11 protein-coding genes are annotated in these 14,654 nt (G+C 31.2%); 3 read left to right on the top strand and 8 right to left on the bottom strand.

All coding sequences use genetic code 11. The features are described 5' to 3' along the window. Positions 1-129: 129 nt before the first annotated feature. On the top strand, positions 130-1,026 hold the full coding sequence (locus tag KQH81_RS05960; RefSeq protein ID WP_180269234.1) for a LysR family transcriptional regulator: 897 nt from the start codon (positions 130-132) through the stop codon (positions 1,024-1,026). A 42-nt stretch (positions 1,027-1,068) separates the two neighbouring features. Here KQH81_RS05960 and KQH81_RS05955 read toward each other — a convergent pair whose 3' ends face one another. The 3 genes from KQH81_RS05955 to KQH81_RS05945 form a co-directional block, all read right to left on the bottom strand. After that, positions 1,069-2,382 carry a cation:dicarboxylate symporter family transporter gene (locus tag KQH81_RS05955; RefSeq protein WP_230029257.1) on the bottom strand — a complete coding sequence of 438 codons (1,314 nt, stop codon included), beginning with the start codon at positions 2,380-2,382 and terminating at the stop codon, positions 1,069-1,071. A gap of 84 nt (positions 2,383-2,466) precedes the next feature. Then, positions 2,467-3,801, bottom strand: coding sequence for a CoA-disulfide reductase (locus tag KQH81_RS05950; protein WP_230029085.1), 1,335 nt, complete (start codon positions 3,799-3,801; stop codon positions 2,467-2,469). A gap of 268 nt (positions 3,802-4,069) precedes the next feature. Beyond that, positions 4,070-4,426 carry a zinc-ribbon domain-containing protein gene (locus KQH81_RS05945; RefSeq protein WP_027639027.1) on the bottom strand — a complete coding sequence of 119 codons (357 nt, stop codon included), beginning with the start codon at positions 4,424-4,426 and terminating at the stop codon, positions 4,070-4,072. A gap of 173 nt (positions 4,427-4,599) precedes the next feature. Between KQH81_RS05945 and KQH81_RS05940 the strand changes: the two genes are divergently transcribed. Next, positions 4,600-5,022, top strand: coding sequence for a hypothetical protein (locus tag KQH81_RS05940; protein ID WP_027639028.1), 423 nt, complete (start codon positions 4,600-4,602; stop codon positions 5,020-5,022). A gap of 62 nt (positions 5,023-5,084) precedes the next feature. Here KQH81_RS05940 and KQH81_RS05935 read toward each other — a convergent pair whose 3' ends face one another. The 4 genes from KQH81_RS05935 to KQH81_RS05920 form a co-directional block, all read right to left on the bottom strand. Beyond that, positions 5,085-6,263, bottom strand: coding sequence for a M20 metallopeptidase family protein (locus KQH81_RS05935; RefSeq protein ID WP_099336200.1), 1,179 nt, complete (start codon positions 6,261-6,263; stop codon positions 5,085-5,087). Between the two features lie 26 nt (positions 6,264-6,289). Beyond that, complete coding sequence (locus KQH81_RS05930) at positions 6,290-6,982, bottom strand: hypothetical protein (protein ID WP_230029083.1); 693 nt, start codon at positions 6,980-6,982, stop codon at positions 6,290-6,292. Between the two features lie 16 nt (positions 6,983-6,998). Next, complete coding sequence (locus KQH81_RS05925) at positions 6,999-7,712, bottom strand: DUF5058 family protein (protein ID WP_074844396.1); 714 nt, start codon at positions 7,710-7,712, stop codon at positions 6,999-7,001. Positions 7,713-7,965: 253 nt separating this feature from the next. Next, positions 7,966-9,555 (bottom strand): PucR family transcriptional regulator, encoded by a 1,590-nt coding sequence (locus tag KQH81_RS05920; RefSeq protein WP_099336199.1) that lies wholly within the window; start codon positions 9,553-9,555, stop codon positions 7,966-7,968. 220 nt (positions 9,556-9,775) lie between these two features. On the opposite strand from KQH81_RS05920, the gene KQH81_RS05915 reads away from it, so the two are divergent. After that, positions 9,776-10,920, top strand: a protein-coding gene (locus KQH81_RS05915) for an IS3 family transposase (protein ID WP_180269231.1) whose coding sequence is annotated in 2 segments (ribosomal slippage) — positions 9,776-10,034 and positions 10,034-10,920 — 1,146 coding nt in all. Because the reading frame shifts where the segments join, the coding sequence is not laid out codon by codon here. Positions 10,921-10,995: 75 nt separating this feature from the next. Here KQH81_RS05915 and KQH81_RS05910 read toward each other — a convergent pair. Then, positions 10,996-14,652 carry an efflux RND transporter permease subunit gene (locus tag KQH81_RS05910; protein ID WP_230029082.1) on the bottom strand — a complete coding sequence of 1,219 codons (3,657 nt, stop codon included), beginning with the start codon at positions 14,650-14,652 and terminating at the stop codon, positions 10,996-10,998. Positions 14,653-14,654 lie beyond the last annotated feature (2 nt).

The raw sequence follows: 14,654 nt of genomic DNA, 5'->3' as shown, positions 1-14,654 counted from the left end.
ATCCTTTATAAATATTATAAAAAATCAATATATTTCTTTAGATAGCTTAATTGTATTATTAAAAACTATGATATAATACTCCTATTAAATATACAGACTATAAGTTTATGAGAAAGGTGGATGGATAACATGAATTTAAATCAGCTAAAATATTTTAGTGTCCTTGCAAAAGTTCAACACTATACTAAAGCTGCAAATATACTTTCCATAAGCCAACCCAGCCTTAGCAATTCTATTTCTTCCTTAGAAGAAGAACTAGGCACTGAACTTTTTGAGAAAAAAGGAAGAAATATTTTTCTAACTAAATATGGTAGAGTATTTTTAAAGTATGTAGACAGCGCTTTAGATACCTTAAAACTTGGTGAAAAAGAAATATATAAAATTACTGGTTCTTCTAAAGGTCTTGTAGATTTAGCATATACTAATGATATAGATTCAACCTTTCTTCCAAATATAATAGAAAAATTTTATAATTCTAGTAATGAAAAAAGCCAAATTTCTTTTTCTTTTAATCAAGAAGATAATCTTGCTATTATAGATGGTCTACAGGATGGTCGATATGATTTAGGATTATGCTCACATGTAATTAAGACAAAGGATATAGAGTTTCTTCCTATAAAGAGACAAAATCTCTCAGTTATCGTTTCTGATTTACATGAACTTAGCAATTATGAAAGTGTTGATTTAAGAGATATATCATCTTATGCAATGATATCCTTTAATCCAAATAACCTTATTTACAAGTCCATCACTGACATGTTTGTTGAGGTATCTACAACTCCTAATGTAATATGTGAGGTTAAAGATATAGCCACATTAGCTTCATTAGTAAACATAAATTATGGAATTTCTATAGTACCTGAGACTCAATACTTAAATAATTTTAATGTAAAAGTTATTCCCATAAATAATCCCTTCCACGAAAGATTTATATATTTAGCTTTTTCAAAGGAAAAATTCCAAAGTCCTATGGTGAGATTATTTAAAAACTTTATTTTAGAACAAAGTAAAATAGAATTTTTATAGACAAAAGGTTTTAGTTCAAATAAACGAACTAAAACCTTTTATTTAAGATTCTTTTTCTATTTTATCTATGCTCTTTGCAACAACCACTGTAGACACCATTGATCCATTAACATTGAGCATTGTTCTTCCCATATCTAAGATAGGGTCTATTGCAATTATTCCACCTGCTAGAGGGAAATAAGTCCCCATGCCTATACCAGATATAACTATTGAAACTACCATAGTAGCTGCTCCCGGAAGACCTGCTACTCCTAAGGAAGTTATAGCTATAACAATAATAAGCATAACATAAAATCCAAAATCCATATTCATTCCTGTCATGTTTGAAAGGGTTACAACCAAAAGTGCTGGATATATTCCTGCACATCCATTCATGCCCATATTTGCTCCAAGACTTGCTACAAAACTTGCAACTCCTTCATCCACCTTAAGATTATCAGTTAAACACTCTATAGTTACAGGAAGTGTACCCAAACTTGATCTTGATGTGAAAGCTAGTATAAGTGCTTCTATAACTCCCTTTAAATATTTCATAGGACTTATTCCGCATAATGATGCTATTATAAGTTGTACCACAAACATAATAGCTGCACTTACATAAAGAGCTACTATAAAATTAAGAACAGTATAAAGAGCTGAAACCCCTCTTGATGTAATTGTATTTGCTAAAAGTGCTACTACTGCATAAGGCATAAATTTTATAACAGTCATAGATACACTTACCATGATTTTATATGCACCTTGAATCCATCCCACAAAAGGTTCAATAATATCACTATGTTTCTTTTTTAATCTATTTATAGATGTTCCTATAAATCCTGAAAATATAACGACTGCCACTATGTTTGAATCAGCCATGGCTTTTACAGGATTTGATGGAATTAATCCTCTTATAGTATCAATCACATTGCTGACTTCTCGCATTTTAGCTGCATTATCTATCCCCGTCATATCAGTACCGACACCTAAGTTCATAATATTTGCTACCACGATTCCTATTGTTGCAGCAATAATAGTTGTAGATACAAGTGTTATTATACTTCTTAAAGTTAATTTACCAAGATTTTCACCATTCATATTTATGATAACTCTAACTATAGATAAAAATACCAATGGTACTACAAGCATCTTAAGTAAATCTATAAATCCATATCCAAATAATCCATACCATGAAGTCACTTCACTTAGCCATTTTACATCTTTAGGTGTAGCTGGAAAGCTAGCTGCCCATTGAATGACTATTCCTAATATCAATCCAATTACTGTTGATGTAATCATTCTTACTGAAAATTTTATTTTTTTCTTTTCCATAACTCTAACTATAAAAAATACTGCAATTAATAAAGCTATGAACATTACAGTTTTCCCTTCAGAAATCAAAAGGAAATCCGCTAAAAACGAGCTACTATTCACATTTTTTCCTCCTTAGTTTAAATATCTTTATTTACTTACATTTCCTAATACATTTAATGCATCCCATGTTCTTGCAAATGGTGGTGCATAACATAAATCAAGCATTCCTAACTCGCTAGTAGTAAGACCTGCAAATATACATGCTGCTATTACATTTACCCTTTGTACAGCATCTTTATAACCTGCTATCTGTCCTCCAAGAATCTTCTTTGTATAGCCGTCATATATAAGTTTTAAATATATTTTATTTTGTCCTGGATAATAACTAGTTTGATTCATATCATTTATAAATTTAACTTTATAATTAATTCCTTGTTTTTCTGCCTGCAATTCCGTAAGACCGGTTCTTCCTGCTTCCATGTTCATTACCTTAATACAGCTTGATGCTAAAGAGCCAGGAAATTCAGAATCCATATTCCCCATATTTTCTCCGACTATTCTCCCAAGTTTATTGGCACCAGTAGCTAGCGGTAAATATAAGGGTTCTCCATCTATAAGACTAGGTATTGTTGCACAATCACCTGCAGCGTAAACGTCTTTTATTGATGTAGCTCCTTTATTATCTACTATAATAGCTCCATTTTTAAGCATCTTTAATCCCTTATTTTTGAAAATTTCTGTATTTGGTCTCACTCCAGTGGCAATAATTACTATGTCTGCATCTATCTCTCTTTCAGTTGTTTTGACTTTAGAAACTTTTCTCTCACCAATCATTTCAATAACTGTTTCATTTAAATAAAGTTTAATTCCATGACTTCTAAGTTCCTCTTCTAAAACATCGGTTAGTTCTTTATCAAATACATCTTTTAAAATTCTATCTTCTAATTGTATTACTGATACTTCCTTACCATATTGTTTAGCTGCTTCCACAGCCTCAAGTCCTATAAATCCTGCACCAACTATAACAACCTTTTTATTGTTTTCACCTTTCATAAGTTCCTTTAGCTTTAATCCATCTTCCATAGATTTTAATGTACAAACATTAGAAATATTTACATTTTTTATAGGCGGAATTATACTGCTTGCACCTGTAGCAATCATAAGCTTATCATAGTATTCCTTAAAATTCTTGCCATTAGATAAATCCCTAACTACAATAAATTTATCATCAAAGTTTACATCTACAACCTCATGTTTTGTTTTAACCTTAACCCCTGATTTCTCAAAGGCTTCTGGAGTTCGTGCAATCATTTTATTAGATTCTTCAAAATAATTTGCAACAAAATATGGAAGGCCACAAGCTCCAAAAGATACTATATCTGACTTTTCATATATTACTACTTCAGTATCAGGAGATATTCTTTTTAATTTTGCCCCTGCACTTGTTCCTGCTGCGATTCCTCCAATTATTATAACCTTCATATTATAACGCTCCTTTCGTGTATTTTGTTTCTTATATAATATATCATTAGTATTTGCAGTTCTTCCACAGGATATTTTTACCACGATAACTAAATTAAATATATTATTCTCTAATTTAAATATATTCTATTTTTTAAGCTTATTATCTATCAAATATTGAGTACTTTTCACAAAAACAGGGAGCAAAGATTTAATCTTCACTCCCTGTTATATTAACTTTCCCTTGTAAGTTCTAAGATCGAGCAAGAAAGACTGCCTCCAACTCTGTTTACTTTATCTTTGCCCCACATTTTTTGCAATAAATTTCATTGTCGCCAATCTCTGAACCACATTCTTTACAAGTCTTTATACCCTTTAATCCATTTAGTTCCCTTGATAATTCTTCTATTTTATGTTTTGAATTTTTTATAGCAGCACAAAGTTTTGTAAATTCATCACCTGGCTTATCACTAAAAAGTTTAAAATATCTTTCACCAAGTTCCATATAAAGAGTTTCTAATGTGTCTTCCTCTTCTGCTAACTTATTTTTTATTTTCATAGTTTCAGTAACAGTTTTTGTCTTTTTTACTGCTGATTTACTGCCTTCGCTAATCTTCTTTCCTATATCTTCAAAATTTACTTTCATAAATATCACCCTTTCATTATTTTAAACCATTATATGAAGTAGAAACGAATTTTGTTACTAGTCAATGCCAATTTTAATTTTACTCATTATATTAAATAAAAATTCACACATATTCTTCATTTATCTATTAAAATATATAATGATATTTATTTTGCAAAATGGGAGGGTACAACATGAACTTTTTATATGGTGCTTACGGTTTTGACTTGCTTTCTATATTCTTGCTTATATTAAGCTTCATATTTAGCTTTATGCGTCACACTAGAATATTAGCAATGATACTTAATCTTATTGTTTTATACAGAGCTTTTTCTAAAAATATATATAAACGTTCCTCAGAACTCAATAAATTTACAAATTTATTGAATAAAGTATTAAGTAAATTCGGAAGAAAGCTTCCTGATAATTTTCCAAGAGCAACTTTAGACGGAATTCCAAGGCTTTTCAATGAACTTAAGTATTCATTTAATCAAAAAATTAAATTTAAAATAGTAGTATGTCCTAGGTGCAATCAAAAACTTAGACTTCCTAGAGGAAAAAAGAATATAATAGTAACCTGCAGAAAATGTTCTTATGAATTTAAAGCACGTACTTAAAAACTATAAAATAAAAATATCTTGCTCATATAAGCAAGACATTTTTATTTTGTATAATATTCCTATTTCAAATAGTCGCATACTGATTGTACAAAAATTGCACTTCCTTTCCACATTACATCCTCATCTATATCAAACTTAGGATTGTGATGTGGTATATCTGTATGTTTTTTAGGGTTGTTAGATCCTAAGAAAAAGAAAGTTCCTGGAACCTTATTTAAATAATGAGCAATATCTTCTCCTCCCATATTAGGGGCATCAAATTCAGACACAACTCCTTCATCTCCTAAAACTTTTTTAGCTGATTCTATAACCATAGCTGTAACTTCCTTATCATTTACAACTGGTGGTGCACCCCATACTATTTCATATTCGCATTTACCATTCATAGCCTCAGCTATATCTTTAGAAACTTTCTCTATTCTAGAGGACAAAAGCTGTCTTATTTCCTCTTCTGTGGCCCTTATAGTTCCTTCCATCTCAACAATATCAGGAATTATATTATATGCAAAACCTCCGTTTATTTTTCCAATAGCTATAACTGCAGGTTTTGTTGCGCTTATTTCTCTACTAACGATTGTTTGAATAGCATTTACTATATTGGTTGCTATTGTTATTGGATCTATTCCTTTTTCAGGAGTGGATCCATGACATCCTTTTCCCTTTACCTTTAAGATAAATTTATCATAAGATGCCATTATGTTTCCTGGTACTATTCCGGCTTGGCCTAATTTCACTTTTGCCCCATATATAGATCCTATGTGAAGTCCTACTAAAACATCAACCTTAGGATTTTCTAAAGCACCTTCCTCTATCATTACCTCTGCACCTTCTGCCGTTTCTTCTGCTGTTTGGAATATAAGCTTTACCGTTCCATTTAATTTATCTTTATTTTTATTTAAAATTTCAGCTGCTCCAAGAAGCATTGCAGCATGTGAATCATGACCGCAAGCGTGCATATTTCCATTAGTAGATGCAAAGTCTAAGCCTGTTTCTTCTTTTATTGGAAGTGCATCCATATCAGCTCTAAGTGCAATTACTTTATCCGAATTTCTACCTTCTATCAATGCTATTATTCCTGAGTCTTTTATATTTCTCTTATATTTTATCCCCATTCTATCAAGTTCTTTTGCTATATATTCAGAAGTTTTAGGCAAATCTTTCCCAAGTTCAGGTATTTCATGAAGCTCCCTTCTTGCTTTTACTAAATAACTTTGTATATCTTTACATTGTTCCCACATAAAAATTGCTCCTTTCTTTTTTTATATTAAACCTTACCTGCACTAATTTTTTGCTGTTCTTTTTTATAAAAGAATTTTTGAAGTATTATACTTCCGAATACAGCTACCACTATCAGTACATATGCTGGCGGATTGAACACTACCTTAAGAACAGTAGGAGCTCCTAAAGAGAATATTGCAAGCTTAGGATACTTTATTGCAAACTGACCAAATACCGCTCCGAATATAGCTGGTGCACTATAAGTCTTGAATGCATTTGCAACAACTGGAGGAAGTACACTTATAAGTGCGGCTCCTACTATAACTGCTAAAGTAACAAAGAATATATTTACAATAATAGATCCTGTTATCCCTAAAGTAGATACTATCTCAGCTTGTCTTGTACCTGGAGTTGTGTCTGTAGCCTCTAACGCCATGGCAGCACAAGGTACTCTCATATTTCCTATATTCCCTGAAAGGAAAGACAAATATGTCCCCGAAAGTCCTAATACTGAATAATAAGATATAGGTTCCACCACATATAACGCTCCAAATGATGCTGCAACTAATGCCCAGCTTTGAAGTATTTGCCCTATAGGTGGCATTACGCCCTCTGATATGCACAACCATACTGTAGGTGCAAAAGATGTTAACGCTGCCAAAAGTACAGTGACTGCACCTACTCTTATGACAGGTCTATTCCACATATTTTCAAACTCTTTATCACTTATATTATTCATAATTACCTCCTAATTTCTAAAGAAATAGTACGTCGTATAAAACTGCTCCAATCATACCACAGAGCATGGCAATTCCTAGTGAATACTCTTTTAGTTTAGGATATTTCACTGTAACTTTAGTCACCATAAATATCATAAATAATGCTCCAACTATAACAGCAACTAAATTGCCACCGCCTTTTGCTACGTCTCCAGCATTAAGGTAACCAAATACTCCAAGCATTGAAGCTCCACTTAATGCAACAAGCCACTTAGAATCTCCTCCACCAACTTTCACTCTTAATTTTTCTAATTTATGTGCAAATAATCCCGTAAATAAAAGCCATCCCGCTCCATTTAAAGTCATTGTTATCCATGAAAGTGCTAATGTTTCTGTTGTATATCCTGATCCACCGAAGGTAACACCTGCCACTTCTGCACCTATTTTTGCTGCAGTAAGCTCTGTAGGGGCAGCACCTATAACTGATAATCTTAACCAACTTAATGGTCCTCCAATAGTGGACATTAAACCTACCATTACAATAAATACTCCTATACTAGGTCCGATAGATGAAATCATACCTGTTTTAAAAGCTTTATCACAAGTAGATTTTGGAACTCCTATAGTATTTGCTGTTTTTCTAGCTAGTCTAGTAAATATAACCGCTTGAATAATCGTAATAATAACGGTAATGGAACATAGTACCCAGAATATAGGTTTATTAGCTATGTGTAAAATTGTTTCACTCATAATTTCCCTCCATATGATTTTTTAGAACTATTGTCACTAGTAATTTTCATAAGTTAATTAAGATAATATATATTGTCATTAATTTAATTAAGAATCACGTGATAATTGATTGTATGGATATTTATAAACTCCACTTATCGTTTACATGTTTAGTATAACTTAACTTTTTTGTAAATAATATAGCCCTATAGTACATTAAAAATATAAAAATAATGTACTATAGGGCCATCATATTATCTGCTAATACTATGTTTTATATTAAATTTTCAATGTTATTCGCCAAATAAAGTTTCACTGCTAATTCCATATTAAGCTTCTCTTTAGTCTCATGAAGCTTTAATTCACTTACTTCCTCAATTTTTTTATATCTATTTTTTAAAGTGTTATAATGTATATACATAGTTTTAGATGTTTCTTTTAGATTCCATCCATTTTCAACTATGCCAATTAAAGTTTTCATTAGCTCTGTATTATGCATATTATCATAGCTGATTAATCTATCTATATATTCTTTATAAAAGTTCTTTACTCCTGGAATTTCGTTTACCTCATACAAAAAATTATAAACTCCTAATTCTTCATAAAGCATTATCTTATCATTCTTATAGATACGTCTTGATATCTTTACACATTTTTGAGCTTCTAAATATGCTTCATGACATTTCGTTATCGAATCTCTGCTCTTTCCAATTCCAATGGTTAAAGTAAATTTAAATTTTTCATAAGTATTATTTTTTAACTCGTTAAGAACTTTTACTATGCTGCTCTTATTGTCACATAGTTTCTCACATTTTATTATAAAAACTATGCTATCTGTAAATTTTGTATACATTATATCTTTAAAATTACAGTTTAAAATCTCAGCACAGTATCTAAAAATCCTTTGATTCCCAATTTCTATCTTTTCCGTATCCTGCCTACTTTTAACACCAAGATATTGTATTTTCGTGTTATCTATATCTATTATTATTGTTGTATACCAGCTTTTATCAAGAATCCACCCATATGTTTCTCCTCTTTTTACAACTTCCTCTTCACTCTTTATATTGTTTAAAATTATATCTTGCACAAAGCCATCCCTATATCTTTCTTCTATAGATCTATTTGATAGTTTTTTTTGAATACTCAATTTTATTACTGTAGATGCATGCTGAACCGCTAAAAGTTCGTACTTTTTTAAATCATTTCTTGAATTTGAAACTATTATATGTCCATAATTTCTATTATCTAAATTTACATCGTAATAAAAATATTTTTCTAACATTTTCTTATCCATATTTTCAAAGTTTATCTTGGTGTCTTTAGATTTATAGGTTTTATTAAAGATATTATCTATAAATATAACATCTCTTTTAAGTAATTCTCCTAGTGTATCAACTATCTCACAAATTCCACCGCCATTTATAACTATGTTTATAAAAGATGTATGTATCCGCTCTGAAGTAGCAATAATATTGTTTTTTTGATTTAAAAGCTCCAAAAAAGCTGGTTGTATAGCTTGCAAAAACAAATGATCTTTAGGCATCTTTATTATAGGAAACCCTATATCATTACATATTTTCACTGCTTCTTCTGGTACTTCACTTAAAAATCTTCCTAATTTTATAAATAGAGCAGCTGCTTTTGCCTCGTGAACATCCCTTACTATATTTGCTATACTGTCTATGTTGCAGTATAAAATGTATCCAGATGTCAGAAGCACCTCTCCTCCCTTCACCCAATTGCGTATATCAAGAGCATCCATTACTGTAACAGCTCTAACTTCATTCTTTAATCCCTGCTCTCCACAAATAACTTCATAATCCTGAAATTCCTTTAGTGATAATAATTCCTTAACATTCACTCACCTATACCCCCCAACATGTATAACCATTATGAATACGCTAATTATTAAAAATACTTTACAATAATTGTACCATATCATATTTCATCAATAATATAAAAAAACTACCTCATACTTAAAATGTACCCCATAGAGTAGACATTAATAAAAAGTCTACTCTGGAAGTGGTATACTTAAGTAGACACTAAGTTAAGAGAAAATAGTGAAAGGTGGTCTACTTATGAGAAGAAGTTATGATAAACAGTTTAAAATTGCTGCTGTAAAATTAGTTCTTGAAGATGATATGTCAGTTTCTAATGTGGCAAAAGAACTATCTATACATTACAATTCTTTGTATAGATGGATAAGTGAATATGAAGAATATGGAGAAAGTGCGTTTCCAGGACATGGAACTGCACTTTATTCATGTCAGTATGAGCTAAAAAAATTGAAGCAAGAAAATCTTGAGTTAAAAAAGGAGCTTGAATTATTAAAAAAATACCAGGCCTTCTTGAAGCAAAAGAACAAATAAGATTTCAGTTTTTAAAAGAAAATAATGATAAATATAATATCAAGAAGGCCTGCAAAACATTAAATGTATCAAGATCAGGATATTATAAATTTTTAAAACATAAGCCATCTAAAAGGGATATTGAGAATGAAGTATTAAAAGGTGAAATCAAACAAATTTTTGAAGAAAATAAGGGACGTTATGGCTCTATTAGAATAGCAAAAGTTTTAAATAATAAAGGGATTAATATTAATAGAAAGCGTGTAGCAAGGCTTATGAGAGAACTAAAGTTGTGGCCTAAAGGAACACGTTATAGGTATAAATATTATAATAAAAAATCAAATGCTATTGAACGTCCAAATTTACTAAATCAAATGTTTCAAACAGATGGTAAAAATAAAATATGGGTTGGGGATATTACATATATACCAACTAAAAAAGGAACGCTCTATTTAGCAGTTTTTCTTGATATATATTCACGAAAAGTAGTTGGCTGGTCTATGGAGAAGAAAATGAAAGATAGTCTAGTTGTTGATGCCTTTATTCAAGCTTACGGTAAAGAACAACCCTCTGCTGGATTAATTGTACATACTGATCAGGGTTCACAATTTACAGGATGCAATTTTAGATCTATATTAGATAAATTTGGTGCAATACACAGCAATAGTAGAAAAGGCAATCCATATGATAATGCCGTTATGGAGTCTTTTTACAGAACTATAAAAAGAGAGCTTATTCTGGATGCTAAATATGAAACTCCAGAACAAGCTCAAAAAGAAATATTTAAATATATTGAATTATACTACAACACTAAGAGAATTCATTCTTCATTAGGTTATCTTTCACCTGCTGAATTTGAAAAATTAAATTCATAAAATTATCTTAACTTTGTGTCTACTTTTTGTTGACAACTCCAACTCTATGGGGTATTTTTTAATTTAGAATTTCTCCTATTTTAAATCATTATCATCTATAACTATAGGTTTTAGAGGCTTACGATGAAGTATATCGTACATTATTGGGACAACAAACAATGTAAGTATTGTTGCATATGAAAGTCCTCCAATTGTTACGATAGCCATAGGCTGAATCATATCTGATCCCATACCTATACCCATAGCTAAAGTTGATAATCCTAATATAGTTGTAAGAGCTGTCATAAGTATAGGTCTTATTCTTGTTTTTCCAGTTACTAAGATAGCTTCCTTCTTATCCATACCTTCTAGTCTTAATTGGTTAACGTAGTCTACAAATACTATACCATTATTTACTACGACTCCTGATAATACCAAGAACCCTAAAAGGGCAATCATACTTATTTCAAAGTCTGTAAGTGCAAGAGCAAGAAATCCTCCCGTAAACGCTAAAGGAATTGTAAATAGAACTATGAATGGTGATAGTAATGATTGGAATTGTGCTACCATTATCAAGTATATAAAAGCTATAGCTAATGCTATCATCTTTACCAAATCAGTAAAGGCATCCTTTATAGATTTATCCTCACCTTTCATTTCCACTGTATATCCCTCAGGCACATCATAATTCTTTAGTTTCTTTTTGAAATCATTACTTACTAAACCTATATTATGTGAACCATCTATATATGCTTTTACTGTCATAGCACGAATTTGACCTTCTCTATTTATAGATTTAAGGCTTTGCTCTTCACTTATCACTGCTATTTCTTTTAAGAGAACTGTTTCTTCATTTCCATCCTTTTTTATGGTTATTTCATGATTTTTTAAATCTTCTCTATTCAACTTGCTTTCATCATCATTTACTAGTATTACTGGATATTCATTAGATTCAACATTCAAAGTTGTTGCTTCACTTTCTGATATAATGGCTGAAGCTACCTCTTGATATACTTGGGCTACAGTAAGTCCCTTTTCCATAGCCTTATTTTTATCTACAACTATTCTCGTTTCCATGGTTCCACCATCTAGTCCATCAGATATATCTATAGTGCCTTCTGTATCTTTCAATATTTCTGCTATATCTTTGGATATTTGTTTTAGCCTATCTATATTATTTCCTTTAACTTCAACAGAAATTCCACTTCCTCCTAAAGCAGACATATCCATATTTGATGACTGTACTTTTATTTTACAATCTAAATCTGATGTTTTTTCAGTTATAATGTCTGCTACTTCTTTGCTGCTAAGTTTCTTATCCTTATTCAATAGAACGTAGAATGAAACACTATTATCGTTTCCCCCCATCCCCATCATGGTGCTACTTCCACTGTTTTGCATAGCACCTGCTGTATCAATATCTTCTATAGTAAGAATTCTATCCATTACGATGTCACTCATAGCTCTTGCTTCATCTCTGGTAGAACCTTTAGGCATTTTTATTGATATGGATATTTGGTTGCTATCCATTGAAGGCATAAGAGTAGTTCCTTTAGAAACTGATGCCGCTATACTTACAACAAGCATTATAACTACCAATATCATTATTGAGGCTTTATGTTTAAGACTCCACCCTAATATCCTTTCATACTTCTCTACAAATTTATCAAAGAACTTATGCTCCTTTTCATCAGCTTGAATAAGCATATTAGATGACATGGCTGGTACCAGTGTCAAAGCTATTACTAAGCTGGCAATCAGTGAATAAGCTATAGTAAGACCCATATCGGTAAATAATTGCCTTGATATACCTTCCGTAAATACTATAGGTAAAAATACACATATTGTAGTTAACGTTGAAGCAAATATAGCACCTGAAACTTGAGCAGCTCCTTTTACTGCAGCTTTAGCAGCATTGACTCCTTGATTTCTTAACCTATAGATATTTTCAATAACAACTATACTATTATCAACCAGCATACCTACTCCTAAAGCTAATCCAGCTAGAGAGATTATATTCATTGTTACTCCGCTAAAATACATCATAACCACTGCAAACAATAAACTTATTGGTATACTAAAGGCTATTATAATTGTAGGTTTTATGCTCCTTAAAAATATAAATAAAATTATAACTGCCAATATTCCACCTAAAATTAAATTGTTTAATACAGATTGTACTACAACATTTATATATATGCCTTGATCATCCAATGGTGTTATATTTATCCCATCATTTGACGATTCCATTTTCTTTATAGTTTCATTAATTTTATCAGAAACTGCAGCAGTAGAAGCCGTACTTTGTTTTTGAAAGCTTAAAACAACTCCATCATTACCATTTACCTTAGCATACATATCTTCTGCATTGTCTATAAATTCAACTTTAGCTACATCTTTTAAGTATATTGGCCCTACCCCTTCAACATTTATATTGAAAAGAAGAAGGTTTTCTAGTTCTTCCACTGTTGAAAACTGTTCTCCAACTTTAACTAAATATTTTTCTCCTGACTCGTTTATATAACCAGCTGGCATAGCAAAATTTTCAGCTTTCAGAATTTTGCTTATAGTATCTTTTGTAAATACTTCCTTTACTCCAGCCTTTTTATAAGCCTCATCTCTAGATTCTTCAAATTGCTTGATATTTTTATCTAATTCAGCCTCAGCATTAGAAATAGTTACAGATGCCTTCGCCATTTCCTCGCTTAATATCATCTTCCCTACTTCTAAATTTTTTTGACCTTTACTAAGCTCTATAAGCTTCGCTTCTAAATCTGGCTTTTGCTGCTTTATTGCTTCTGTTCCATCATCAATTTGCTTTATTCCAATATTAAATTGCTCTAAAGCATTTTTTTCCTCATCGAGAACAGGTATCCCTTGATTCATCTGCCATTTTATCAATTCCTCTAATAATTCCTTTTGTTTTATCAAACCTTCGCGCTTTTTTTCTAGCTCATTTTGAGTCTTTGGCAAATTTTTAAGAGCATTTTCAAGCTGAATTCTTCCATCTGAAATTGCAATACTGCTATCAACAATTTGTGACGACTTAACTTCTCTTTCTTTAGCTAAAATCTTTTTACTATCTTCAAGTTTTGCTTTTGCAGCATCTAGTTTAGTTTTCCCCTCAGCAAGTTTATCGTCAACAGAACTCAAAACTTTGTTATTAATTGAATCTATCTTTTTATCATCCAATTGAATCTTAAGCTTTTTTTCTACTAATCCTATTCCCGAAACCGATGCAACTCCATCTATTCTTTCAAATTCAGGTATTATGTCTTCTTTTACTACCTTTGTAACTTCTTTTACATCCAGACCGCTTACATCTACGCTAGCCACCATTACCGGCAGCATATCCGGATTAAGTTTCATCATCATAGGTGAACCTATAGTTTCATCTTTAAGTTGAGCTTTAACCATATCAATCTTACTATTCATCTCTATTATGGCACTATCCATATTTACATCTTGATTAAATTCAAGCATTATCGTACTTGAATTCTCACTTGACACACTATTTATATTTTTTACTCCACTAGTAGTAGCTAGAACACTTTCTAATGGCTTGGTAACGGCTGTCTCAATTTTCTCTGGACTAGCACCTGGATAGGAAGTAATTATCATCACATATGGCAGATCTATGCTTGGTAACAAATCCGTTGTCATTTTGGTAAAAGATATGCACCCAAGCAAAACCACTAATATCATAGCGACAGCTACCGTCATAGGTTTCTTTACACTATATTTCGAAATCATTT

It is taken from the genome of Clostridium cadaveris (assembly GCF_020911725.1).
GTDB lineage: Bacteria > Bacillota > Clostridia > Clostridiales > Clostridiaceae > Clostridium_X > Clostridium_X cadaveris.
Note: the sequence above shows the minus strand (reverse complement) of the source record. Positions and strands in the feature narration are given on the sequence as shown.